Origin of the sequence: Pseudoduganella albidiflava, from assembly GCF_004322755.1 — a bacterium.
Taxonomy (GTDB): domain Bacteria; phylum Pseudomonadota; class Gammaproteobacteria; order Burkholderiales; family Burkholderiaceae_D; genus Rugamonas; species Rugamonas albidiflava.
In genome coordinates, this window is the sequence record NZ_CP036401.1 from 5,799,632 (window position 1) to 5,822,416 (window position 22,785).

Annotated in this window: 24 protein-coding genes; 11 read left to right on the forward strand and 13 right to left on the reverse strand. The window is 65.7% G+C overall.

Going from position 1 to position 22,785, the window contains the following annotated elements; genetic code table 11:
* The first annotated feature begins 42 nt into the window (after positions 1-42).
* A complete protein-coding gene (locus tag EYF70_RS24060; RefSeq protein WP_131147652.1) occupies positions 43-1,032 on the forward strand; it encodes a zinc-dependent alcohol dehydrogenase family protein in 990 nt (329 codons plus the stop codon).
* Between the two features lie 111 nt (positions 1,033-1,143).
* Here the strand turns inward: EYF70_RS24060 and EYF70_RS24065 are convergent, their stop codons facing one another.
* The 6 genes from EYF70_RS24065 to EYF70_RS24090 form a co-directional block, all read right to left on the reverse strand.
* On the reverse strand, positions 1,144-2,505 hold the full coding sequence (locus EYF70_RS24065; protein ID WP_131147653.1) for an alginate export family protein: 1,362 nt from the start codon (positions 2,503-2,505) through the stop codon (positions 1,144-1,146).
* Positions 2,506-2,514: 9 nt separating this feature from the next.
* A complete protein-coding gene (locus EYF70_RS24070; RefSeq protein WP_218943720.1) occupies positions 2,515-4,323 on the reverse strand; it encodes an amidohydrolase in 1,809 nt (602 codons plus the stop codon).
* Between the two features lie 227 nt (positions 4,324-4,550).
* Positions 4,551-5,447, reverse strand: a complete 897-nt coding sequence (locus EYF70_RS24075) for a LysR family transcriptional regulator (protein ID WP_131147654.1) — start codon at positions 5,445-5,447, stop codon at positions 4,551-4,553.
* Positions 5,448-5,546: 99 nt separating this feature from the next.
* Positions 5,547-7,322, reverse strand: a complete 1,776-nt coding sequence (locus EYF70_RS24080) for a monovalent cation:proton antiporter-2 (CPA2) family protein (RefSeq protein WP_131147655.1) — start codon at positions 7,320-7,322, stop codon at positions 5,547-5,549.
* Between the two features lie 18 nt (positions 7,323-7,340).
* Positions 7,341-9,008: an FAD-dependent oxidoreductase gene (locus tag EYF70_RS24085; RefSeq protein ID WP_131147656.1), complete on the reverse strand. Its 1,668-nt coding sequence runs from the start codon at positions 9,006-9,008 to the stop codon at positions 7,341-7,343.
* A gap of 63 nt (positions 9,009-9,071) precedes the next feature.
* The gene (locus EYF70_RS24090; protein ID WP_131147657.1) at positions 9,072-9,734 is read right to left on the reverse strand and encodes an isochorismatase family protein; all 663 of its coding nucleotides are present in this window, start codon (positions 9,732-9,734) and stop codon (positions 9,072-9,074) included.
* A gap of 282 nt (positions 9,735-10,016) precedes the next feature.
* Between EYF70_RS24090 and EYF70_RS24095 the strand changes: the two genes are divergently transcribed.
* From EYF70_RS24095 to EYF70_RS24105, 3 genes are all read left to right on the forward strand, one after another.
* A complete protein-coding gene (locus tag EYF70_RS24095) occupies positions 10,017-10,493 on the forward strand; it encodes a helix-turn-helix domain-containing protein (RefSeq protein ID WP_131147658.1) in 477 nt (158 codons plus the stop codon).
* Positions 10,490-10,921, forward strand: a complete 432-nt coding sequence (locus tag EYF70_RS24100) for a VOC family protein (protein ID WP_131147659.1) — start codon at positions 10,490-10,492, stop codon at positions 10,919-10,921. The genes EYF70_RS24095 and EYF70_RS24100 overlap by 4 nt, the downstream gene beginning before the upstream one ends.
* Before the next feature lie 231 nt (positions 10,922-11,152).
* Complete coding sequence (locus EYF70_RS24105) at positions 11,153-11,617, forward strand: DUF421 domain-containing protein (protein ID WP_131147660.1); 465 nt, start codon at positions 11,153-11,155, stop codon at positions 11,615-11,617.
* On the opposite strand, the gene rfaE2 is transcribed toward EYF70_RS24105, so the two are convergent.
* The gene (gene rfaE2 / locus EYF70_RS24110) at positions 11,592-12,089 is read right to left on the reverse strand and encodes a D-glycero-beta-D-manno-heptose 1-phosphate adenylyltransferase (RefSeq protein ID WP_131147661.1); all 498 of its coding nucleotides are present in this window, start codon (positions 12,087-12,089) and stop codon (positions 11,592-11,594) included. The two genes, EYF70_RS24105 and rfaE2, sit on opposite strands and share 26 nt — an antisense overlap.
* Before the next feature lie 157 nt (positions 12,090-12,246).
* On the opposite strand from rfaE2, the gene EYF70_RS24115 reads away from it, so the two are divergent.
* Both EYF70_RS24115 and ubiA read left to right on the forward strand, forming a co-directional pair.
* On the forward strand, positions 12,247-13,227 hold the full coding sequence (locus EYF70_RS24115) for a hydrogen peroxide-inducible genes activator (RefSeq protein ID WP_131147662.1): 981 nt from the start codon (positions 12,247-12,249) through the stop codon (positions 13,225-13,227).
* 10 nt (positions 13,228-13,237) lie between these two features.
* Complete coding sequence (gene ubiA, locus EYF70_RS24120) at positions 13,238-14,125, forward strand: 4-hydroxybenzoate octaprenyltransferase (RefSeq protein ID WP_131147663.1); 888 nt, start codon at positions 13,238-13,240, stop codon at positions 14,123-14,125.
* A gap of 111 nt (positions 14,126-14,236) precedes the next feature.
* Here ubiA and EYF70_RS32020 read toward each other — a convergent pair whose 3' ends face one another.
* Positions 14,237-14,383 carry a pentapeptide repeat-containing protein gene (locus EYF70_RS32020; protein ID WP_131147664.1) on the reverse strand — a complete coding sequence of 49 codons (147 nt, stop codon included), beginning with the start codon at positions 14,381-14,383 and terminating at the stop codon, positions 14,237-14,239.
* Here EYF70_RS32020 and EYF70_RS24130 point away from each other — a divergent pair.
* Positions 14,382-14,759 (forward strand): ElaB/YgaM/YqjD family protein, encoded by a 378-nt coding sequence (locus tag EYF70_RS24130; protein ID WP_165497784.1) that lies wholly within the window; start codon positions 14,382-14,384, stop codon positions 14,757-14,759. The two genes, EYF70_RS32020 and EYF70_RS24130, sit on opposite strands and share 2 nt — an antisense overlap.
* A gap of 51 nt (positions 14,760-14,810) precedes the next feature.
* Here the strand turns inward: EYF70_RS24130 and EYF70_RS24135 are convergent, their stop codons facing one another.
* The 3 genes from EYF70_RS24135 to EYF70_RS24145 all read right to left on the reverse strand — a co-directional run bounded on the left by EYF70_RS24135 (position 14,811) and on the right by EYF70_RS24145 (position 16,761).
* On the reverse strand, positions 14,811-15,035 hold the full coding sequence (locus EYF70_RS24135) for a hypothetical protein (protein ID WP_131147666.1): 225 nt from the start codon (positions 15,033-15,035) through the stop codon (positions 14,811-14,813).
* A gap of 141 nt (positions 15,036-15,176) precedes the next feature.
* Positions 15,177-16,004, reverse strand: a complete 828-nt coding sequence (gene proC, locus EYF70_RS24140) for a pyrroline-5-carboxylate reductase (RefSeq protein ID WP_131147667.1) — start codon at positions 16,002-16,004, stop codon at positions 15,177-15,179.
* 25 nt (positions 16,005-16,029) lie between these two features.
* Positions 16,030-16,761, reverse strand: coding sequence for a YggS family pyridoxal phosphate-dependent enzyme (locus EYF70_RS24145; RefSeq protein ID WP_131147668.1), 732 nt, complete (start codon positions 16,759-16,761; stop codon positions 16,030-16,032).
* A gap of 54 nt (positions 16,762-16,815) precedes the next feature.
* On the opposite strand from EYF70_RS24145, the gene EYF70_RS24150 reads away from it, so the two are divergent.
* From EYF70_RS24150 to EYF70_RS24160, 3 genes are read left to right on the forward strand one after another with little or no spacing between them, the layout of a single operon-like run.
* Complete coding sequence (locus EYF70_RS24150) at positions 16,816-17,859, forward strand: type IV pilus twitching motility protein PilT (protein WP_131147669.1); 1,044 nt, start codon at positions 16,816-16,818, stop codon at positions 17,857-17,859.
* A gap of 9 nt (positions 17,860-17,868) precedes the next feature.
* Positions 17,869-19,005 carry a PilT/PilU family type 4a pilus ATPase gene (locus EYF70_RS24155; protein ID WP_131147670.1) on the forward strand — a complete coding sequence of 379 codons (1,137 nt, stop codon included), beginning with the start codon at positions 17,869-17,871 and terminating at the stop codon, positions 19,003-19,005.
* A 49-nt stretch (positions 19,006-19,054) separates the two neighbouring features.
* Positions 19,055-19,540, forward strand: coding sequence for a glutathione peroxidase (locus EYF70_RS24160; RefSeq protein ID WP_131147671.1), 486 nt, complete (start codon positions 19,055-19,057; stop codon positions 19,538-19,540).
* Positions 19,541-19,554: 14 nt separating this feature from the next.
* On the opposite strand, the gene EYF70_RS24165 is transcribed toward EYF70_RS24160, so the two are convergent.
* Positions 19,555-21,048, reverse strand: coding sequence for an FAD-linked oxidase C-terminal domain-containing protein (locus EYF70_RS24165; RefSeq protein ID WP_131147672.1), 1,494 nt, complete (start codon positions 21,046-21,048; stop codon positions 19,555-19,557).
* A 310-nt stretch (positions 21,049-21,358) separates the two neighbouring features.
* Between EYF70_RS24165 and EYF70_RS24170 the strand changes: the two genes are divergently transcribed.
* The gene (locus EYF70_RS24170) at positions 21,359-21,913 is read left to right on the forward strand and encodes a cob(I)yrinic acid a,c-diamide adenosyltransferase (protein WP_131147673.1); all 555 of its coding nucleotides are present in this window, start codon (positions 21,359-21,361) and stop codon (positions 21,911-21,913) included.
* 37 nt (positions 21,914-21,950) lie between these two features.
* On the opposite strand, the gene EYF70_RS24175 is transcribed toward EYF70_RS24170, so the two are convergent.
* Positions 21,951-22,784, reverse strand: a complete 834-nt coding sequence (locus EYF70_RS24175; protein WP_131147674.1) for a hypothetical protein — start codon at positions 22,782-22,784, stop codon at positions 21,951-21,953.
* Position 22,785: the final 1 nt, after the last annotated feature.

Consider the following 22,785-nt stretch of genomic DNA (forward strand, 5'->3'; position numbering starts at 1 on the left):
TCGACAATTCCCGATATTCCTTTTTAACGAAATGAGGATCCCATGAAAGCTATCGCACTCGACACGTTCGGCGGCCCGGACGCATTCGTACTCCGTGACGTACCCAAACCGGTCCCTGGAGCAGGGCAAGTTCTGGTCCGGGTCCATGCCACGTCCATCAACCCTCTGGACTATCAGGTCCGGCGCGGGGACTATGCCGGGCTGGTACAGCTCCCGGCCATTACCGGACACGATGTTTCCGGCGTGGTCGAAGCGATCGGACCAGGCGTCACCGCTTTTGCCCCAGGCGACGAGGTCTGGTATACGCCCCAGATCTTCGATGGTCCGGGCAGCTATGCCGAGTACCACGTGGCCGCCGAACACATCATCGGCAAGAAGCCCGCTGCGCTCAGTCATCTGGAAGCTGCAAGCCTGAGCCTGGTCGGAGGTACGGCATGGGAAGCGCTTGTCGTACGCGCGGCGCTTCGGGTCGGCGAAACCATCCTGGTACATGGCGGCGCAGGCGGCGTAGGCCATGTGGCGATCCAGCTCGCCAAGGCCATCGGCGCGAGGGTGATCACCACCGCGCGCGAGGCGAACTTCGCGTTCGCACGCAGCATGGGAGCCGATGTCGTCATCGACTACCGGAACGAAGACTATGTCGAGGCTGTCATGCGTGAAACGGCAGGCCGGGGCGTCGACGTCATCTTCGACACGATTGGTGGCGACACCCTGTCCCGTGCTCCCGACGCACTCGCACAGCTGGGCCGGCTCGTCACGATCGTCGATACCGCGCAGCCACATAACCTGATCCAGGCGTGGGGCAAGAATGCGAGCTATCACTTCGTGTTTACACGGCAGAACCGTGGCAAGCTCGATGAACTGGGAGCGCTGGTCGAACGCGGTCAACTCCGGCCCCATATCGGAGCAGTCTATTCGCTGGCTGATATTGCCCAGGCCCATGCCCGGCTTGAAAGCCCGGATAACGGCCTAAGGGGAAAGATCGCGATCGCCGTCGTTCCGTCAGCGGCCCCGGACGCTCCAGAAGCTTAGTCATCAGCGCCGCGGTGAGCGAGGCGAAGGACGCCTGAGGCGCTGGACTGCCGCAGACGTTTGCCCTTCACTGTCCGGAACGTCCGGCCAAAGCGAGCGGCGCCGGCTTGGTCAAAACCGGTACTGCACACCAGCGCTGACGAAGCTCAGGACATCGCCGGCGCCCGTCTCGCGCAGGAACGCGCCAGGCCGCGCATAAGCAATCACCGCGGTCGACGTCCAGCCCGGAGCCAGCGTCCAGGTGGTGCCGAGCGACGCGATGGTCGCCACATGGCGGGCGCGGCTCTCGCCGGCGGTCCGGAACAGCATGCCGTTGGGCGCATACACGCCGTCGCCGATACTGTGGCGCCAGAAAAAGTCCAGGCTCGCGTTCAGCCGGACCCGAGGTGCGACCAGCAGCGTCAGCGCCGGGTGGAGGTTGGCGAAGTTGCGTGGCCCGAGCGTGGCTTCATCGCCGAAATAATTGCCGCGCGGGTAGAACGGATTGAGGGTACCGAGGCGGTCGTCGCCGGGGTCCCTGTCGCCGCTGGCAACGGCCAGGAGCAGCGCCGCCCTCGGCTGGCCGGCCACGCCATCGAAGGTGTACCCGGTGTCCGTGGCGAGCGACCAGGCTCGGATGCCGGCTTCGCCGAAACGCCCGCCCTGCACGGCGAATTCCCAGTTCCAGTCCCACGCTGCGCGGGCGCCGAACAGGCGGGTGCCGACCGACCAGCGGCGTTCGTGCGCCAGGCCCTGGACATAGCGGGCAGCCGTGTCTTCGACATGCAGCGCGTAGATGTCCCAGGACGTGATACCGCCGGTGCGGGTCGCGTAGACGCCGCGCAGCGCCTGGGTCCGGGAACGCGCGTCATCGAGGCTGCCCGGCCGGTTCTGCCTTGGCGCCGCGGCAAAGGCATCGACACGCCACGCCCCCCTGGCCGCATACGCGCGCACGGCATCGAAGCTGCGCCGCACGTTCGGGCCCTCGCGGGCATCGATGGCGCGCCCGGATCCGAACTGCAGCTCCTGGATGCCGGCACGCACGCCGATGCTGCCTTCTCCGGTGCCGGCCGCCTGCCATTCGACGAACAGGTTGGCCGGATCGAGCCGGTTCTCGTCCACCGGGGATGGGCCCGCGGCGCGGCCCCTGGTGATCGAGCTGGCCAACTGGGCGAAGCCGCGCCAGTGCCCGCCGACGCGCAGGTCCGCAAAGACGGAGCCGCGCTGCATCAGCACCCCCCACCGGTCCTGGCGTTCCAGCCCGTAGCGCGGGTTGCCGGTGTGCTCGTAACGCCAGCGCAGGTCACCACCGATACTCAGGCGTACCCGGTCCGCGACCGGGCGGTCCTTCCAGCATGCGGCGCGGTGGTCGTTCGCGTCGCACCCCTGGCGCTGGCTGCGGAAATCGTCGTCGAATCGCATCGGCATGAATTGCGCCAGCGCGGCATCGGCCACCAGCAACAAGGGGATGCCGAGCCACGCCAGGCGCATCATCCGGTCCCCTCACCGGGCCTGGTGGTAGCCACCGAAATGCCTGATCGGCGACCAGGCGGGCAGGATGGCGGGCAGTGCCGGCGAAAGCGCCTGGTAGTCCTGCGCGCCGTACACCACCCTGCCATCCATCACGGTCAGGACCGAGGCAACGGACTGGATCTGCGACTCCGGGATCGTGAAGTAATCCCTGTCCAGCAGTACGAAGTCGGCAAGGAAACCGGGGGCGATCATGCCCAGCTCCGATTCGGCGTGCATGAACCAGGCCGGCGTGCGCGTGAACAGTCCCAGCGCTTCGGCGCGTGACAGGCGGTTTTCCTTGCCCAGCACTTCGGTTCCCGAAATCGCCTTCCCCGTCACCATCCAGCTGATGCCGACCCAGGGATTGAACGACGCGGCCCGGAAGGCATCGGTGGTCATGGCCAGGGGGATGCCGCTGTCGACGAGCTCGCGCAGGCGTGGTGTCCGCAACGCCTTGTCGCGGCCGTGGGTCTTGATGAAGGCGTCGCCGTGCAGCGCCATCTTGGTGTCCAGCGCGATGCCGCCGCCCAGCGCCTTCACCCTGGCGATGTTCGCGGGACTGATCGTCTCGGCATGTTCGAGGCTCCAGCGCAGGCCGGCGAGCGGCGTCTTTTCGTTCAGCTTGCCGAGCGCATCGAGGAATGGCGTGATGTTCTCGTCATAGGTGATGTGTTCGCGGAAAGGAATGCGCCGCTCCACCAGCTTCGCGACATCCCGCTCCACCAGCTCGCGCATTTTGGCCGGCTCGATGACGACCGCGGGGCGGTCGAAGTTCTCGTGATCGTGGACTTCCGCCGACAGCAACTCGCCGGCGCCCCGGTAGACGTGGCCGTGCGCGAGGCGCGGGTGCAGGTTATGCCCTGGACTGATCGGCGCCGTCTTCGTGATCGCCGTGATCTGCGCATCCACCATGTTGAAGTCCGCGCCTTCTCCCAGCTGGATGTCCACGAAAGGCATGCGGATGTTGAGGCGGTTGTCGCGGGCAAGGGCATCCACCGTGCGCACGGCCTTCGGATACCCGCGGAAGCCCGTGCCCGCATCGACGATGGACGTGACCCCGACGCGGTTGATACTGTGGATGGTCTGGACCAGCGAACTCACCTCCTCATCGAAGGAGAGTTGCGGGACCATGGTCTCCATGGCTACGAACTGGAAGGTGTAGCCATGCACCACGCCGGTGTACCTGCCCTGCCCGTCCTTCTCGAACTCGGTACCCGGCAACATGGGAAACTTGTCGGTGCCCACGCCGAGGGCATCCATCGCCCGCTGGTTCAGGTAGGCGCGGTTGTAGGCATACTGCACGATCAGCGGGCGATCCGGCACTGCCTTGCGCAATTCGTCCATGGTGGGGAAGCGCTTCTCGTCGAACTGGTATGGAGACCAGCCGCCGATGACTTTCACCCAGTGGCCTTCCGGTGTCCGCCTGGCTTGCTCGCCCAGCATCTGCAGGGCGCGGCGCAGCGTCGGCACGCCCTCCCACCGCAACGAGTAGTTGTAGCCGCCCTCGTTGAGCACATGGGTGTGCGCGTCGATGATGCCCGGAATGAGGCGGCGGCCGTTCGAATCGATGACCCGCGTGCCGGCCTTCTTCAGGGCCAGCACTTCGGCATCGGTTCCCACCGCATGGATGCGGCCGTTCTTGACGGCCAGGGCGGACGCCGCCGGCTGTGCGGGATTGCCGGTGAAGATCCTGGCGTTGTGCACGATCAGGTCCGCGCCGGGCGCGTCCTGCACTTCTTGTGCATGGGTGCCGGCCAGGCCATTCGCCACCATGAATGCCATCAGTAATATCGACTTCACTGTCTCTCCCCCTTTGCTGGATGTGAAGGGACACCACGCCGTACCGGTTTGGTCGGCGACGGGAGGAAACATCCGCCAGCGCCGGCATTTCCCGAGAAAGATTGTGCTTTTCCCGGGCTCGGCGCGGTAGCGCTACCTCAAGGCGTGCTGTGTCGCGGAAGCGGGAACGCGGGCTGGCATGCGGATGTGGAAGTGCGCCGCCCGGGCGCCACGGTTCGCGCCGGGAGTCAGCCGAGAGGAGCCCTGGCGATATGGGGCATGTTGTCGAAATGCTCGATCAGCAGTTCGGTCAGGATGCGTATCTTCTTTGCCGGATTCTGGCCGGGTGGCCGAACCACGTAGGCTGCCGCGGGCGGCGGTGGATAACGGGTCATGACCGCGACGAGAGCGCCGGTACGCAGATGTTCCTGAATGAGGATGTCGGGGAGCCAGCCAATGCCGAGCCCGGCGACCGCGGCCGCCACCAGGGCTGCGCCGTTGTCGGCCTTGAAGCGCCCTTGCGGGCGCACCGTGATGGTCTTGTCGCCATCCATGAAATACCAGGCTTCCGTGCCCTGCATGAGGGCCTCGTGGCCGAGCAGTTCCTCGGGTGTCGAGGGCGCCCCGTGTGCCCTGATGTATTCCGGGCTCGCGACAGTGGCTCCATGAACCGGTCCGACACACCGCGCAATGAGGTTGGAGTCCTGGAGATAGCCGACCCGTATCGCGCAATCGTAGCCTTCCGTGATGAGATTGACGACATGGTCGCTGTAGCAGGTGTGGATTTGCAGTTGCGGATGGCGCCGGGCCATCTCCGCGAGCACGGGCGCGAAGTGTGTCGGGCCGAACGTCAGCGGGGCGGCAATGCGCAGCCGGCCACGCAGTTCGCCGGCAGGGACGATGGTCTCCTTCGCCAGGTCGATCTCGGCGCAAACCCTGGCCGCGTAATCACGAAACGTGGCACCGGCTTCCGTCAGCGCCGCGCCGCGGGTGGTGCGCGACAGCAGCTGGATGCCCAGGTCCGCTTCCAGCCGGGCGAGCCGGCGGCTGACGATCGACTTCGCTACGCCGAGCCGCAATGCTGCAGGGGAGATTCCCCCGGCATCGGCGACTTCCACGAATGTCCGTAATTCTTCGATGTCCAATCCAGTGCTCCCGATAGCGCGACACGACCTTTCCCGGAATGGTACTTCCGTACCGGGCTTGAGCACAGCAAAAATTGCTTGCCATGGCCAGGCGCCGCGCTATCTGGAAGATGATTCTTGCAAAGCGGGTCCATGCAGCGGCTCCGGGATGACCGGGAAATGTATCCGGTCCAGCCCCGACATGGGGGTTCCCTGCACCTGCTCCGACAGCCGCTCGGCATCGCGCCGCCGGATATCGTTGGCCGCCTCCTCGACATCGGTCTGCGCGTAGCCCAGTGCGCGCAAGCCTTCCGCGCCCATCAGGTAGGCCGATTCCACGGTCTCCCGGACCTGGTAGTCCACGCCCGCCCGTATCAGCTCCACGGCATGCCCACGGTCGTAGCTGCGGACCAGCAGCCTGGCCTGGGGGAACTCCTGTTGCGCGAGTTCCACGATCCGCATGGCCGCCTTCGGATCGTCGATGCAGACCATGATGGCATCGGCCTCGCCGGCACCCGAGTGGCGCAGCGTGGCGAGCCTGGTGCCTTCGCCGAAGAACACCTTGAAGCCATAGCGTTCGGCATCGCGGATCCGGCCGGGATCCTTGTCGATGACCGACAGCCTGACGCCGCTGGACAGCAGGATCTGCGACGCGATCTGGCCGAACCGGCCGAAGCCGATGACGAGGATGCGTCCCTTCAGGTCCCGGGCTATGTCGACACCCTCCATCGAGGCTTTCGCCCGCGGCATGCGATCGGCCGCGAGCATCACCAAGGGCGACAGCGCCATCGAGAGGATGACCACGGTGGCGAACAAGGCGTTGGTCCTGGCATCGAAAATACCGGCCGACAATGCCGCCGCGTAGAGCACGAAGGCGAATTCGCCGCCTTGCAGGAACATCGAGGTCCGATGCAGCGCCTGGTGCCGGCTCGCGCCGAACAGCCGTCCGGTCGCATACACCGCTGCCCCCTTCGCCAGCATGAATGCGCCCAGCAGCGCCAGCAGCAAGCGCCATTCCGCTGCCACGATGGACAGGTCGAGCGACATGCCGACCGCCAGGAAGAACAGGCCCATCAGCAAACCGCGGAAAGGCTCGATATCGCTCTCGATCTGGTGCCGGTAGCTCGAACTCGACAGCATTACGCCGGCAAGGAACGCGCCCATGGCCATCGACAGCCCGGCGAACTCCATCAGCAGGGCCGCGCACAGCACCACCAGCAGCGCGCCCGCCGTCAACACCTCGCGTGTGCGCGCCTGCGCCAGCAAGGCGAAGACCAGGTCCAGCCCCCAGCGCGATACGGCCAGCAGCGACAGCAGCGCGGCGAGCGCGATGAGGAGTCCGGACCATCCCGATGTTTGCTGCGACAGTGGCGACAGCCAGGCTACCACCGCCAGCAGCGGCACGATCATCAGGTCCTCGAACAGCAGGATCGCCACGGACTTCTGCCCCTCCGTGCTCGACACCTCGCCGTGATCCTGCAGCACCATCATGATGACGGCGGTCGAGGAAAGCACGAAACCCGCCCCGGCCACGAAGGCCGCCGGCGCGGAAAAGCCGAACATCGCATACGCGGTCAGCGCCAGCGCCGCGATGGCCGCGGCCACCTGCGCAAGGCCGAGGCCGAAGATCTGGCCACGCATGGCCCACAGCTTGGGCGGGCGCAGTTCCAGGCCGATCACGAACAGGAACATCACGACGCCAAGCTCGGAAATATGCAGGATGGATTGCGCATTCGTCACCAGGCCCAGCGCCGATGGACCGATCAGCATGCCGGCGGCGAAATAGCCGAGTACCGATCCAAGGCCCAGTCTCCGGAACAATGGCACCGCGATCACCGCCGCCCCCAGCAGGACCACCACCGGTCCGATCGTTTGCACCAGGCTCGTTGCCGCCATCAGCTTGCCTTTCCCTGTTCAAGTAGCGGAAGCAGCCGCCCGGCTCGCCCCCGCATGCCGATCACCAGACTGCCCAGGCCGATGGAGGTGCTCCCACACCCGGGAGATGACGACCGACCCTTCGCCGACCGAGGAAGCGACCCGCTTGACGGATCCGGCACGCACATCGCCAACGGCAAAGACGCCGGGGCATGAGCTTGCATAGGGGGAGGCGGCGCCGGCGGCGCCACCGGTCAGCACGAAGCCGTGTTCGTCCAGCTTGACCAGCCCGGCGAGCCATCCGGTATTCGGCACCGCGCCCACCATCACGAACACGGCGCAGGTGTCCACCGTCTCCGCCGAGCCATTGCAATGGATGGTCACCGCTTCCAGCCGCTGGTCGCCATGCACGGCCGTCACCCGGGCGCCGTACTGGATCGTGATGACCGGATCGGCCTCGAGCCGGGACGACAGGTAGCTGGACATCGAGGCGGCGAGCGAGTCGCCGCGGACCACCAGCCGGACCCGCGCGGCGACGCGGCTGAGGAACATCGCCGCCTGCCCGGCGGAATTGCCGCCGCCGATGACGATCGCTTCGGTGTCGTGGCAGAAGCGCGCCTCGTTCTCGGTGGCGGAATAGTAGATCCCCGCCCCCTCGAATCCGGCGAGGCGGTCGATGGGCAGGCGGCGATACTGCACGCCCGTGGCGATCACCACGGCGCGCGCCCGGACCCGTTGGCCATTGCCGAACGTGGCGCAGAAGGTCCCATCCGCCAGTCTCGCCAGCGCGTCGACGCGAAGCGGCATGGCGAAACGCGTGCCGAACTTCATCGCCTGCACCTCGCCCCGCCAGACCAGGTCGGCGCCGGAGATACCGGTCGGGAAACCCATGTAGTTCTCGATCCTGCTCGACGTGCCGGCCTGCCCGCCGATGGCGATGTCCTCGACCACCAGGGCTTTCAGGCCCTCGGCGCCCGCGTAGACGCCCGCCGAGACGCCGGCCGGCCCGCCTCCGACGATCAGCACGTCGACCGCCTCGTCGTCGACGAGGTCCTGGTTCAGGCCGATGAGCCGGGCGACCTTTTCCGGCGTCGGATCGGCGATCACCGTGTCCCGGCCGAAGATCACGGCGGGCCGGTGCGGATCGACCGAACAGCTCACCGCGACCGCATGCGCCTCGCTGCTGCCCAGGGGGTGGGAGGCGCATGGCAACCGGTTGCGGCCCGCGAACTCGGCGATGCGCCGGATGTCCCGGTGCGATTCTTCCCCGATGAGCACGAGCGCGCTGTGGCCCGTTTCCAGCTGCTTCCGGCGCCGCGCCGCGAGGACGGTGATGACGATGTCCGACATCTCGGGGACCTGCGCCATCAGGTCGAGCATCGCGCGGCGGGGCACCTCGACGACCCTGGTGTCCCGGGCGGCCCGGAACGCCATCGACCAGCTGCCGCCCGCAAGGAAGGAGATCTCCCCCATGAACTGCGTCGGCCCGAGCGTCGCGGCGATCAGGCGCTCGCCGGTGAACACGTTCATGACCTCGATCTCGCCCTCTTCGACATAGACGAAATGCCGGGCGGGGTCGCCGGGCCGGACCAGCACCGTGCCGGCCGGATAGCACACTTCGGTGCCGGCTTGCCGGATGGCGGCGACATGCGCGTCCGCCAGCGGCACCCGCTGCATTTCCAACAGATCCCGGCCAATCTTTTCCACGTTCGACTCCTGGTCAGTGCCCTCAAGACTTCATTGGTGAATATTCCTGCCGCCCCGCCCGGCTCAGAAGCCGGAGCTCTGCAGGGTCTCGACCGGGGTGTTGAGCAGCTGCTGCTCCCACAGGAACGCGATGCCGCTGCCCGGCTCATGTTCCTTCAGCACGTCCACGAACTCGAGGATGTGCTCGGTGCGCGCATGGTCGCGCTGCCATTCGGACGCCACCGCCAGCCACGTCATCACATTGGCGCCGGCGGCCAGCATGCGCTGGATGGCCCGTTCATGGGCCTCGACGGTGACGCCGCCGCAGGCATCGGCAACGACGGTCACGTCCCAGCCTTCGCCCAGCGCGTGGATCACCGGCATCGCCACGCAGATCTCGGTGTAGAGGCCGGCGATGATCAGCTGCTTGCGGCCGGTCGCCTTCACGACATCGACGACGTTCCTGTCTTCCCAGGTGTTGAGGGTGGTGCGATCGATTACTTCCTGGTGGGGGAACACATCGGTGATCTGCGAAAAGACCAGGCCGCCCCGGTCGGCGATGACGCTGGTGATGATGGTCGGGACGCGGAAGGCCTTGGCGGTTTTCGTCAGCGCCGCCGCGTTGTTGACGACCTCGTGCGCGGTGTGGCTGTGCAGGTTCGCGAGCTGGAAAGGCTGGTGGTCGATCAGGACGAGGACCGAATCTTCCGGGCGAAGCAGGGAATCGAGACCGTTACGAAAGCTCATGATGATCCTTTGCGGTGGTTGGGAGGGCTGGTGTGCGGCGGCAGGCGCCCTGGCGTTGCCGGGAGAAATATTGTCATCCTGCTTATCGCCGCGCTAGTACCGTTACCCGCCTTGTTGTGTCGCAGATCGGGGAACGCCGGATGGCCCGCCACGCGGGATCGGGCGGCGCGGAGTCTGCTCCTGCCCAAGTTTCTCCTCCGGGTTTCTCTTGTTGTTTACGCACCGGATGACATTCCGCATAATCCCGGCATCTGTCATGACCCGAAGGTGCCCGAGGCGAGGATGAGCCAGAACCCCAATCTGCTGCGGCGCCTGCTGCGCGCGAAAGACCGGATGGATGCCGCGCCCCATGAGGAATGGCCGGTCGAGCGGCTGGCGGAGGTCGGCACGGTATCGGCGGCGCATTTCGCGCGCGAGTTCAGGAAGGCGTTCGGCCTGCCGCCGCACCGCTACCTGCTCACGCGCCGCATCGAACGGGCCACGGCCCTGCTGCGCGAGACCGACCTGCCCATCATGGAAATCGCGTTCCGGACCGGCTGGAGCAGCCTGGGCACCTTCGGGCGCATTTTCCGCGACATTACCGGCGCCAGCCCCGGGGAATGGCGAACCCGCGAGCGTTCGGCGCCCCAGGCAGGCGCGCAGGTACCGGAGTGTGCGATGCGGGGCGCGCACCGCCCGGACCTCAACATCGCAGTTTTGGAGAAGCGGCGCCTGCTGGCCGCTGGCACACTGGAACCCCTATCCAAGGAGGTGCCATGATCAAAAACGTGAATGTAGTCGGACTGTATGTGCGCGACCAGGACGAAGCGCTGGCGTTCTATGTCGACAAGCTGGGTTTCCAGGTCCATACGGACGCCGGCTCGGGCGATTACCGCTGGCTGACGGTACAGCATCCGGACCAGCCTTCGTTCCAGCTCGGCCTGTTCAAACCGGGGCCGCCGGTGCATGACGCGAGGACCGCGCAAGCCTTGAGCGAGCTCGTCGCCAAGGGCGCCATGCCGCCGCTGGTCTTGCTGGTGGACGACTGCCGCGCCGCCTATGACCGGCTGAGCGGCCGCGGTGTCGAGTTCACGCAGGAACCCGTGGATCGCTTCGGCACGGTCGATGCGGGCTTCCGCGATCCGTCCGGCAATGGCTGGAAGATGATCCAGGCGGCGCGCCAGCCGACCGCGCACAATTCCCGGTAAGCCCGCCCACGCGATTGCCACGCCACGCCAGGAGGGCACCGGCCCTACTGCCCTCCTGCCCTACTGCCCTCCTGCCCTACTGCCCTCCTGCCCTACTGCCCTCCTGCCCTACTGCCCTCCTGCCCTCCTGCCCTCCTGCCCTCCTGCCCTCCTGCCATCCAGCCCTCCAGTGTTGGCATAAATGCACGAAACGTCGTATAAGCAAACTCATCATCATGCGATGGAGGAGCTATGTTCGACATGGACTTGCCGTGGTGGGAATTCATGGCGCGCGGCGCCATCATTTACTGTTTCCTGCTGGTGATGGTGCGCATCACGGGCAAGCGCACTATCGGGCAGTTCACGCCGTTCGACCTGCTGGTGGTCATGCTGCTGTCGGAGGCGGTATCGAATTCGCTGTCGGGCGGCGACGATTCGCTGCCGGGCGGCATGATCGTCGCCACCACGCTGATTGCGCTGAACGTCTTCTTTGCCGTGGCCACGTCGCGCAGCCGGAAGATTGCCGACCTGGTCGACGGCCGCCCCGTGCTGCTGGGCCGGGACGGCAAGATCTTCGATGATGTCGTGAAAAAATGCCGGGTGGCCGAAGGCGATGTCGAGCAGGCCTTGCGCGAGGCCGACTGCCCGGTTCAGAAAATGAAGTGCGCCTTCCTCGAACCGGACGGCAAGATCACGATTCTCCAGAACGAGCAGTGAACTCGCGCACCCTGGCCAGCAGCTTCGTTGTCGAGCGGTCATGTTCGAAGTCGATCGCCACGGCCTTGCCGCCGTAGGCCAGCACCGCCTGCCCTTCCGGGATCGCCGCCATGTCGTAGTCGCCGCCCTTGGCATAGATTTCCGGACGCGCTTCCAGCACCACTTCCAGCGCCGTATCCTCGTCGAACGGCACCACCAGGTCCACCGACGCCAGCGCGGCCAGCACCGCCATGCGGTCCGCCAGCGTGTTGAGCGGACGGTCGTCGCCCTTGCCCAGCCGCTTCACCGAAGCGTCCGTATTGGCCGCCACCACCAGCGACGCGCCCAGTTCGCGCGCCTGCGCCAGGTAGGTGACATGGCCGCGGTGCAGGATGTCGAACACGCCGTTGGTGACGACCACCGGCTTGGGCAGGGCGGCAACGCGGGCGCGCAACTGGTCGCGGGGGCAGATCTTGTCTTCGAACGAGGGCATGGAGGATACCGGTCAGTAAGGAAGCCGCCATTATAAAGTCCGCCGTGCGCAGCGCCGGCGGCACGGTGGCAACGCCGCCGCGCCAGCCGTTCGCGCCAGGGCATTCCGTTACAATACTCCGTCCGGAACGCCCGCATGGATCGACCTGCCTAGACTTATGACACTCACGGAACTGAAATACATCGTTGCCGTCGCCCGCGCCAAGCACTTCGGCCACGCGGCCGAAGCCTGCTTCGTGGCCCAGCCCACGCTGTCGGTGGCGATCAAGAAGCTCGAGGACGAGCTGGGCGTCATGCTGTTCGAGCGCGGCGGCGCGGAAATCTCCGTCACGCCGCTCGGCGCGCAGATCGTCGCCCAGGCCGAGCGCGTGCTCGAGCAGACCGCCGCGATCAAGGAACTGGCCAAGCAGAACAAGGATCCGCTGGCCGGCCCGCTGCGCCTCGGCGTGATCTACACCATCGGGCCCTACCTGCTGCCGCCGCTGGTGAAGACGATGATCGAGAAGACCCCGCAGATGCCCCTGATCCTGCAGGAGAACTTCACGGTCAAGCTGCTGGAACTGCTGCGCCAGGGCGAGCTCGATGCCGCCATCATGGCCTTGCCGCTGCCCGAGCACGGCATGGCGATGCAGACGCTGTACGACGAACCGTTCGTGGTGGCGATGCCGAACAACCACCCCTGGGTGGCGCGCGAAAGCATTCCGGCCGAAGACCTGAAAAGTGAAACGATGCTGCTGCTGGGCGCCGGCCACTGCTTCCGCGACCAGGTGCTCGAAGTGTGCCCGGAAATGGCGCGCTTCGCGACACCCGGCAACGGCATGCAGCGCACCTTCGAAGGCTCGTCGCTGGAAACCATCCGCCACATGGTTGCTTCCGGCATCGGCCTGACCGTGCTGCCGCGCGCCTCGGTGGCCGACATGGAAGCGAAGGACGGCATGCTGCAGTTCCGGCCTTTCGACGACCCGCAGCCGTCGCGCCGCGTGGTGATCCTGTGGCGCAAGAGCTTTACGCGCAAGGCCGCGATCGACGCGCTGTGCGAGGCGATCGCCCAGATCCGCCTGCCCGGCGTAATTGATCTCGGCTCGAACAAGCTCGGCTCGAACAATCCCAGCTTGAACAAGGCCGAAGCCGCCGACTGAGGAACCGACCATGCACGCACCCGCGCCCTCCCCTGCGCAATCCCCCAGCAAGCTGAAACTGTATTTCCGCCTGGTCCGGCTGGACAAGCCGATCGGCACCGTGCTGCTGCTGTGGCCCACGCTGTCGGCGCTATGGCTGGCCTCCGGCGGCGTGCCGGACTGGCAGCTGCTCGTCATCTTCTGCCTCGGCACCTTGCTGATGCGCTCGGCCGGCTGCGCCGTCAACGACTACGCCGATCAGGATTTCGACCGCCACGTCAAGCGCACGGCGGACCGCCCCATCACCAGCGGCCGCGTCAGCGGGAAGGAAGCGCTGGCCATCGCGGCCGCCCTGTCGCTGGTGGCGTTCCTGCTGATCCAGCCACTCAACGGCCTGGTCAAGCAATTGTCGGTGGCGGCGCTGGTGATTGCCGGCACCTACCCTTATTTCAAGCGGTTCTTCGCCATCCCGCAGGCTTACCTGGGCATCGCCTTCGGCTTCGGGATTCCCATGGCGTTCGCCGCCGTGCAGGGCACGGTTCCGGCCTGGGCCTGGCTGCTGCTGCTCGGGAATGTGTTCTGGGCCGTGGCCTACGATACCGAGTATGCGATGGTCGACCGCGACGACGACTTGAAGATCGGCATCAAGACCTCGGCCATCACGTTCGGCCGGTTCGACGTGGCGATCGTGATGCTGTGCTACGGCGTGCACCTGGCGATCCTGCTGGCCGCCGGTGCGTATTTCGGCCTCGGCGCGTGGTACATGGCCGGCCTTGCCGTGGCCGCCGCGTGCGCCGTCTATCACTACTTCCTGATCCGTGGACGCGAGCGTGCGCCATGCTTTGCGGCATTCCGCCACAATAACTACCTGGGAGCGGCCGTATTTGCCGGGATCGCGCTCGACTTCGCGCTGCGCTGACAATGGACTGCGCTGACAAGCGTTACGCATTAGTCTTGTCACGTACCTTGAGTGGCGCTCAAGCAATCCCGGGTGTGCCGCCTGTACCAGACTGCATCATGCGGCTTTGTATCAATGCAGCTTTGCACCATGCAGCTTTGCACCATGCAGCTTTGCACCATGCAGCTTTGCACCATGCAGCTTTGCACCATGCAGCTTTGCACCAATGCAGCTTTGTACCAACCCAGCTTTCCAACAATTTAAACACGAGGCGACCATGGATCAGACGAACAACCCCACTGCCGGCAATGGCATCGGCAGCAGCACTGCGGGAACCGGCACGATCGGCAGCGACACGGGTGCGGCGCGCGAGCGCCTGATGACCGACCTGAAAAATGCCATCGGCGATGCCGAACAGTGGCTGCGTGGCGCTGCCAGCGCCGGCGCGGAAGGCGCCGAAGAAGCCAAATCGCAGTTCAGGGACACCCTGCGCAATGCGAAAACCAACCTGCTGAGCCTGGAAGACACGGCGCTGGCAAAGGGCAAGCTGGCGGCCCAGTGCGCCGATACGTACGTGCACGACAATCCGTGGCGTTCGGTGGTCATCGGTGCCGTCGTCGGCCTGCTGGCCGGCGTCATCATCGCACGCGACTGACCATCACCGGCATCCGAAGAAAAACGGCCCGCGATGCGGGCCGTTTTTTTATCAGCGGTCTTGCGCCGGTGTCTGGAAGCACTGCGCCAGCAGCCAGCCGCAGAACGAGACCAGCCTCCAGCAGGCACCGAAGCAGAGGAAATACAGGATCACCTGGCTGAAGCTCATTTCGGCCAGCCTGGGCAATCCGGCGCTCTCGGTCAGGTACAGCGTTGCGATCGTTGCGAAGATGCTGACCAGCATCACGAACCACAGTTTCTTTTCCAGCCTGTCCATTCAGTCTCCCTTGATGGTTTTTATGTTGTCGTTTTGGTTTGTGGTTTTACTTTTTGTTTTACTTTTTTGTTTTACTTTTTTGTTTTACTTTTTTGTTTTATTTTATTGCATTACTGACTGTCGTACCTGGTATTGCCCTGCTCAGCCGTCCCGGCCCATCTGTTCGCCCAGCTCCTTGCCCCTTGCCGCGGCGGCCTTCACGGCGTTGACGATGGCCGCCTTCACGCCGCTTTCTTCCATGCTGGTCAGCGCCGCGTAGGTGGTGCCGCCCTTCGATGTCACGCGTTCGCGCAGCACCGACACCGGCTCCTGCGATTGCGCGGCCAGCTGCGCCGCGCCGGTGAACGTGGCCTTCGCCAGTTCCAGCCCCTGCCCGGCCGTCAGGCCCAGTTCGACGGCGGCCTGCTGCATCGCTTCGATGAAATAAAACACATAGGCCGGGCCGCTGCCCGAAACGCCGGTCACCGCGTCGATCTGCGCTTCATCGTCGAGCCACACGGTGCCGCCGACGGCCTTCAGTACCTGGTCGGCCGCCAGGCGCTGGGCCTGCGTCACGCCCGCCGAGGCCACCAGGCCTGCAATGCCCATGCCGATCAGCGCGGGGGTATTCGGCATGCAGCGGACGATCGCGCCGTAGCCGCCGAGCCAGCGCGACAGGTCGGCGCTGCGGATGCCCGCGGCGATCGACAGCACCAGGGGTGCATGGGGAGCGCCTGCCAGCAGGGGCACGAGCGGCGCCACGGCTTCGCGCATGCTCTGCGGTTTCACGGCCAGCACGATCACCTCGGCCGCGCTGACGGCGGCGTCGATCGACGGCGCCGTCGTCACGCCGTGCCCGGCATGCAGCGCTTCCAGCGCGGCCGGGTTGGGATCGACGACGTGGATGTTCGCCCCGGGCGTGACCTTGCCGGCCAGGCCGGCGACCAGCGCGGCGGCCATGTTGCCGCCGCCGATGAATGCAATCTTCATGGATATCCCCTGCAGTTTGTTGTAATTAATTGTTGTAGTCCCGTGCGCCGAAGATCGCGCTGCCGACGCGGACGATCGTCGCGCCTTCCAGGATGGCCGCGCGCATGTCGGCCGACATGCCCATCGACAGCGTGTCGAAATCGGGCCCGAAGTTCGCGCGCAGCTGTTCGAACAGCGTGCGCATGGCAGCGAAGGGCGCGCGCTGCGCCGCCAGGTCCGCCGCGGGTTCCGGGATCGCCATCAAGCCGCGCAGCCGCAGGTTCGGCAGCCGCGCCACCGCCTCGGCCAGCGCCGCCACGTCGGCCGGCGCGGCGCCACTCTTGCTGGCCTCGCCGCTGATGTTGACCTGCACGCACACGTTCAGCGGCCCCAGCGCGGGTGGGCGCTGTTCGGACAGCCGCACCGCGATCTTCTCGCGCTCGACCGTATGCACCCAGTCGAAATGCTCGGCGATGGGACGCGTCTTGTTGCTCTGGATGGGCCCGATGAAATGCCATGCCAGGCGCGCATCGGGCGACATGTTGGGCAATACAGCGGGCAATGCGTCCGCCACGGCGCGGATCTTGTCCACGCCTTCCTGCACATAGTTTTCACCGAACGCGCGCTGGCCTGCCTCGACCGCGGCCAGCACGGCATCGGCCCCGAAGGTCTTCGATACGGCCAGCAGCCGCACGGCGGCAGGCGGGCGCCGCGCCTCGGCGCAGGCGGCCACAATGGCATTTTCGACAGCTTGCAAACGCTCTGGGATTCCGGACATAATCAGACGCGCCAGCCCATAGCTGGCATTATTTTTAAGGCACAGGGATTATAAATGGACATCTCCGATCTGCTCGCGTTCTCCGTGAAAAACAAGGCATCCGACCTGCACCTGTCGGCCGGCCTGCCGCCGATGATCCGCGTGCACGGCGATGTACGCCGCCTGAACGTGGACCCGCTGGAGCACAAGGAAGTGCACCGCATGATCTATGACATCATGAACGATGCCCAGCGCAAGGCCTACGAGGAGATGCTCGAGGTCGACTTTTCGTTCGCCATTCCCGGCCTGGCGCGCTTTCGCGTCAATGCCTACAACCAGGACCGCGGCGCGTCGGCCGTGCTGCGCACCATTCCGTCGAAGATCCTCACGCTGGAAGACCTGAACGCGCCGAAGATCTTCGGCGACTTCGCGCTGAAGCCGCGCGGCCTGGTGCTCGTGACCGGCCCCACCGGCTCGGGCAAGTCGACCACGCTGGCCGCGATGGTGAACCACCTGAACGAACACGAGTACGGCCACATCCTCACCATCGAGGACCCGATCGAGTTCGTGCACGAATCGAAGAAGTGCCTGATCAACCAGCGCGAAGTGGGACCGCACACGCTGTCGTTCAGTAACGCGCTGCGCTCGGCGCTGCGCGAAGACCCGGATGCGATCCTGGTCGGCGAACTGCGCGACCTGGAAACGATCCGCCTGGCGCTGTCCGCCGCGGAAACGGGCCACCTCGTGTTCGGCACGCTGCATACCTCGTCCGCCGCGAAGACGATCGACCGGATCGTCGACGTGTTCCCCGCCGAGGAAAAGGAAATGGTGCGGGCGATGCTGTCCGAATCGCTGCAGGCAGTGATCTCGCAGACGCTGCTCAAGACCAAGGATGGCGCCGGCCGCGTGGCCGCGCACGAGATCATGGTGGGCACGCCGGCGATCCGCAACCTGATCCGCGAAGCCAAGATCGCGCAGATGTACTCGGCGATCCAGACCGGCAGCAATGCCGGCATGCAGACGCTGGACCAGAACCTGACGGACCTGGTGCGCCGCAACGTGATCTCGGCGGCCACCGCGCGCTCGGCCGCCAAGATCCCCGAAAACTTCCCCGGATAAGAGACCGTCATGGAACGCGACCAGGCCAGTAAATTCATGTTCGACCTGCTGCGCCTGATGGTCGGCAAAAAAGGATCGGACCTCTTCATCACCGCCGGCTTCCCGCCGGCGATGAAAATCGACGGCAAGCTTACGCCCGTCTCCGCGCAGCCGCTGACGGCCGCGCATACCTCCGACCTGGCCCGTTCGATCATGAACGACAAGCAGGCCGCCACCTTCGAGCAGACCAAGGAAGCGAACTTCGCCATCAGCCCGGGCGACCTGGGGCGCTTCCGCGTCTCGGCCTTCGTGCAGATGGGCGCCGCCGGCATGGTGCTGCGGGTCATCAACAGCAAGATTCCCGACCTGGACGAGCTGGCGCTGCCGCCCGTGCTGAAGGAAGTCATCATGGCCAAGCGCGGCCTGGTGATCATGGTCGGCGCCACCGGTTCGGGCAAGTCGACGACGCTGGCGGCCATGGTCGGCTACCGCAACGAGCACAGCTACGGCCACATCATCACCATCGAAGACCCGGTGGAATTCGTGCACCCGCACCGCAACTGCATCGTCACGCAGCGCGAGGTGGGCGTCGATACGGAAGACTGGGAAATCGCCCTGAAGAACACGCTGCGCCAGGCGCCGGACGTGATCCAGATCGGCGAGATCCGCGACCGAGAAACGATGGACCACGCCATCGCGTTCGCAGAGACGGGCCACCTGTGCCTGGCTACCTTGCACGCCAACAGTTCCAACCAGGCGCTGGACCGCATCATCAACTTCTTCCCCGAGGAACGCCGCCAGCAGTTGCTGATGGACCTGTCGCTGAACCTGAAGGGCATGATCTCGCAGCGGCTGATCCCGCTGAAGGAAAGCCGCGGCCGCGCGGTGGCCATCGAGATCCTGCTCAATTCGCCGCTGATCTCCGACCTGATCTTCCAGGGCAAGGTGCACGAGATCAAGGAGCTGATGAAGAAGTCGCGCGAGCTGGGCATGCAGACCTTCGACCAGTCGCTGTTCGACCTGTACGAGGCGGACAAGATCAGCTACGAGGATGCGCTGCGCAACGCCGATTCGGTCAACGACCTGCGGCTGGCCATCAAGCTCGAAGGCAAGGGGGCGAAGAACCGCGACCTGTCGTCCGGCACCGAGCACCTGGGCCTGGTCTGAGCCGAGATGAGATGAGCCGCGCCGAGCCGCGCCGCCACGAGGAGACCATATGAACACCGTTTTTGATTTTTCCGCCGTCGGCCTGGCGGGGCAGCCCGTCAACCTGGGCCAGTACCAGGACAAGGTGCTGCTGATCGTGAACACGGCCAGCGCCTGCGGCTTCACGCCGCAGTACGCGGGCCTGGAAAAACTGTATGAACGCTTCCGCGAACGGGGCTTCGAAGTGCTGGGCTTCCCCTGCAACCAGTTCGGTGCGCAGGAAAAAGGCACGCACGAGGAAATCGGCGCCTTCTGCGAAAAGAACTACGGCGTCACGTTCCCCCTGTTCGCCAAGATCGACGTGAATGGCGCGGAGGCGCACCCGCTGTTCCAGCACCTGAAGAAAACCGCGCCCGGCGTGCTCGGCACCGAAGGCATCAAGTGGAATTTCACGAAGTTCCTGGTGCGCAGGGATGGCACCGTGGCGAAACGCTATGCGCCGGCCACCAAGCCGGACGACATCGCCGCCGATATCGAGGCACTGCTGGCCGGCTAGCCCTGCCCGGCAAGTCAGAAGCGCGGCAGGTCCGGGTGCGGCAGTACGCCGCCCGTGACGCGCATGCGCCCGAACTCGGCGCAGCGCTGCAGCGTGGGGATGGCCTTGTTCGGATTCAGCAGCGCCGGCGGATCGAACGCGCGTTTCACGCCGAAGAACGCACTCAGCTCGGCCGCGCCGAACTGCACGCACATCGAATCGATCTTCTCGATGCCTACGCCGTGTTCGCCGGTGATCGTGCCGCCGACGGCCACGCACAGGGCCAGGATATCGGCGCCGAACGCTTCGGCGCGCACCAGTTCGTCCGGCACGTTGGCATCGAACAGGATCAGCGGATGCAGGTTGCCGTCGCCGGCATGGAAGACGTTGGCGCAGCGCAGGCCATACTTCACTTCCATCTGCGCGATACCGGCGAGCACCTGCGCCAGGTGCTTGCGGGGAATCGTGCCATCCATGCAGTAGTAATCGGGCGAGATGCGGCCGGCCGCTGGGAAGGCGTTCTTGCGGCCGGACCAGAACTTCAGCCGCTCGGCCTCGCTGTCCGACACCGCGATCGCGGTCGCGCCGGCCTCCCGCAGCACCGCTGTCATGCGCGCGATCTCGTCTTCCACTTCCTCCGGCGTGCCGTCCGCTTCGCACAGCAGGATCGCCGCCGCGTCGAGATCGTAGCCGGCGTGGACGAACGGTTCGACCATCCGGGAAGAAGTCTGGTCCATCATTTCCAGCCCGGCCGGAATGATGCCGGCCGCGATCACGCGCGCCACCGCGTTGGCGCCGGTGACGATGTCGCCGAACGACGCCATGATCACGCGCTGCACGGCGGGCCTGGGCACCAGTTTCACGGTGACTTCCGTGACGATGCCCAGCATGCCTTCGGAACCGATGAACACGGCCAGCAGGTCGAGCCCCGGCGCATCGGGCGCTTCGCTGCCCAGCTCGATGATGTCGCCGCCGATGGTGGCCACGCGCACGCGCAGCACGTTGTGCAGGGTGAGGCCATATTTCAGGCAATGCACGCCGCCGGAATTTTCCGCCACGTTGCCGCCGATGGTGCAGGCGATCTGCGACGAGGGATCGGGGGCGTAGTACAGGCCGAACGGCATGGCCGCCTCGGAGATGGCGAGGTTGCGCACGCCGGGCTGCACGACGGCCGTGCGCGCCTGGGCATCGAGGCGCACGATGCGGTTCAGCTTCGCGGTGGACAGCACCACCCCGTCGGCGATCGGCATCGCCCCGCCCGACAGCCCGGTGCCCGCGCCGCGCGGCACGATCGGCACGTTCATGCGGCGGCACACTTCCAGCACGGCCACCACCTGCGCCTCGTTTTCCGGCAGCGCCACGATCATCGGCGGCTGGCGGAACGCCGACAGGCCGTCGCATTCGTACGGGCGGGTATCTTCCAGGCGAAACAGTACGCAGCCGTGTGGCAATACGGCACCCAGGGCTTGCGCAACCTCGCGCTGGCGGCTTTCACTGAACGGCGCTGCGCTGGCGGATGGCGTGGTCATGGGCCGATTGTAGGCCAAACGCCCGGCTTGTGCGCTTCAGGAAATGTTGCAGGAAAAATGGGGACAGGTGCCAATCCGTTAAGTTAAGCAGTACCCGACACATTGAAAGCGCATGCAATCACCCCAACGGCGAAGAGCTGGGGTCAGACCCGCCGGGTCTGACCCCGGAATTTGTCCTTGGGGTGGGCTTAACTTGACGGCATTGGTGACAGGCTCCATTTTTCGAGAAATGTTTCAAAATAAATGGAGCCTGTCACCGGTTTTGCCGGCTGTGGCGTATGCTCCCACCTTTCATCCTACGGAGACGAGCATGGGCAACCGGTTATCGAAGATCGCGACCCGCACGGGCGACAATGGCACCACCGGCCTGGGCGATGGCAGCCGCACGCGCAAGGACAGCGTGCGCGTGCACGCCATGGGCGATGTCGATGAATTGAATTCGAACCTGGGCGTGCTGCTGTGCGAAGCGCTGCCGGACGAGCTGCGCGACGAGCTGGTGTCGATCCAGCACGACCTGTTCGACCTGGGCGGTGAACTGTGCATTCCCGGCTACCAGCTGATCAAGGAAGAGCACGTGGAACGGCTCGATGCGCTGCTGGAGAAGTACAACGGCACCTTGCCGGCGCTGACGGAATTCATCCTGCCGGCAGGCTCGCGCGCCGCGGCGCTGGCGCACGTGTGCCGTACGGTATGCCGGCGCGCCGAGCGCAGCATCGTCACGCTGGGCAGCGAGGAAACCATCCACGACCACCCGCGCCAGTACGTCAACCGGCTGTCGGACCTGCTGTTCGTGCTGGCCCGCGTGCTGAACCGCTTTGCCGGCGGCAGCGACGTGCTGTGGCACCACGACCGGAAGCGCAGCTAAGTCGCTACCGCTGCCCGGCCGGGAACGTGCCGGGCGATCACTCCTTGCCGTTCGGGTGCAGTGCCAGGTAAGGCTCTGCGCCGGCGCCGGCACTCAGCAGCCAGCCGGTCATCAGCAGGAACACCAGCAGCATCGCGAACAGCGCGCCCACGCGGCGGCGGTCGGCCGGCCCTTCGAAGATGGGCGGCTTGCCGTAGCCGATGCCGAGGAAGTAGGCGATGAAGACCGTGGCCAGGTAGTGCACGGCGCCGAACATTTCGCCCAGCTCGCCCTTGCGCGGGTGGTCGATCACCAGGTGGGAGATCGCCACCAGCACGATGTAGATCACCGAGGCGGACAGCGGCGGCAGGTACAGGCCGAAGCGCTCGACGAAGTCGCGGATCGCCGGGCGCTTGCGGGCCAGCAGCGGCAGCACGATGTTGTGCGTGAGGCCGGCGATGGCGATGAGTTTCAGCAGGATCGTCTTGTGGATGCTGCCCTTCTCGCCGATCGCCAGGTTGTGCAGGTTGGTTTCCCCCTGGCGGTTGTTCTGGGCGAAGTATTCAGGCGTGGTGACATTCAGGATGCGCTGGAACCAGCTGATCTCTTCCAGCGCGGCCAGCGCCACGATGCCGGCCAGGCCGGCCAGCGCCAGCAGCGGCAGGTCGATGCGCCGCCCGCGCTGCCAGTGTTCGAGCGCGGCGAAGGCCAGCAGGCCGGACGTCACGGCAAAGCACAGGAACTGCATCCACTCGACGATACCGTCTTCCACCAGCAGGCGCTGCAGCTTGGCCGGGTCGCCGGACCATGCCATGGCAAGCCCCATCACGAAGACATTGACGAGGACCGCCACGGCGATCGCCGGGTGGATGTACCACTTGTTCTGAACCACG

What these genes read in the sequence shown, in the direction of transcription:
- EYF70_RS32020 (WP_131147664.1), bottom strand. Translation starts at nt 14,383, where the DNA reads ATGGTCGCCTCGTGTTTAAATTGTTGGAAAGCTGGGTTGGTACAAAGC.
- EYF70_RS24135 (WP_131147666.1), bottom strand. Translation starts at nt 15,035, where the DNA reads ATGGACAGGCTGGAAAAGAAACTGTGGTTCGTGATGCTGGTCAGCATC.
- rfaE2 (WP_131147661.1), bottom strand. Translation starts at nt 12,089, where the DNA reads ATGCCCTCGTTCGAAGACAAGATCTGCCCCCGCGACCAGTTGCGCGCC.
- EYF70_RS24165 (WP_131147672.1), bottom strand. Translation starts at nt 21,048, where the DNA reads ATGACCACGCCATCCGCCAGCGCAGCGCCGTTCAGTGAAAGCCGCCAG.
- EYF70_RS24065 (WP_131147653.1), bottom strand. Translation starts at nt 2,505, where the DNA reads ATGATGCGCCTGGCGTGGCTCGGCATCCCCTTGTTGCTGGTGGCCGAT.
- EYF70_RS24170 (WP_131147673.1), top strand. Translation starts at nt 21,359, where the DNA reads ATGGGCAACCGGTTATCGAAGATCGCGACCCGCACGGGCGACAATGGC.
- proC (WP_131147667.1), bottom strand. Translation starts at nt 16,004, where the DNA reads ATGAAGATTGCATTCATCGGCGGCGGCAACATGGCCGCCGCGCTGGTC.
- EYF70_RS24130 (WP_165497784.1), top strand. Translation starts at nt 14,382, where the DNA reads ATGGATCAGACGAACAACCCCACTGCCGGCAATGGCATCGGCAGCAGC.
- EYF70_RS24115 (WP_131147662.1), top strand. Translation starts at nt 12,247, where the DNA reads ATGACACTCACGGAACTGAAATACATCGTTGCCGTCGCCCGCGCCAAG.
- EYF70_RS24100 (WP_131147659.1), top strand. Translation starts at nt 10,490, where the DNA reads ATGATCAAAAACGTGAATGTAGTCGGACTGTATGTGCGCGACCAGGAC.
- EYF70_RS24090 (WP_131147657.1), bottom strand. Translation starts at nt 9,734, where the DNA reads ATGAGCTTTCGTAACGGTCTCGATTCCCTGCTTCGCCCGGAAGATTCG.
- EYF70_RS24145 (WP_131147668.1), bottom strand. Translation starts at nt 16,761, where the DNA reads ATGTCCGGAATCCCAGAGCGTTTGCAAGCTGTCGAAAATGCCATTGTG.
- EYF70_RS24080 (WP_131147655.1), bottom strand. Translation starts at nt 7,322, where the DNA reads ATGGCGGCAACGAGCCTGGTGCAAACGATCGGACCGGTGGTGGTCCTG.
- EYF70_RS24095 (WP_131147658.1), top strand. Translation starts at nt 10,017, where the DNA reads ATGAGCCAGAACCCCAATCTGCTGCGGCGCCTGCTGCGCGCGAAAGAC.
- EYF70_RS24155 (WP_131147670.1), top strand. Translation starts at nt 17,869, where the DNA reads ATGGAACGCGACCAGGCCAGTAAATTCATGTTCGACCTGCTGCGCCTG.
- EYF70_RS24060 (WP_131147652.1), top strand. Translation starts at nt 43, where the DNA reads ATGAAAGCTATCGCACTCGACACGTTCGGCGGCCCGGACGCATTCGTA.
- EYF70_RS24150 (WP_131147669.1), top strand. Translation starts at nt 16,816, where the DNA reads ATGGACATCTCCGATCTGCTCGCGTTCTCCGTGAAAAACAAGGCATCC.
- EYF70_RS24160 (WP_131147671.1), top strand. Translation starts at nt 19,055, where the DNA reads ATGAACACCGTTTTTGATTTTTCCGCCGTCGGCCTGGCGGGGCAGCCC.
- ubiA (WP_131147663.1), top strand. Translation starts at nt 13,238, where the DNA reads ATGCACGCACCCGCGCCCTCCCCTGCGCAATCCCCCAGCAAGCTGAAA.
- EYF70_RS24105 (WP_131147660.1), top strand. Translation starts at nt 11,153, where the DNA reads ATGTTCGACATGGACTTGCCGTGGTGGGAATTCATGGCGCGCGGCGCC.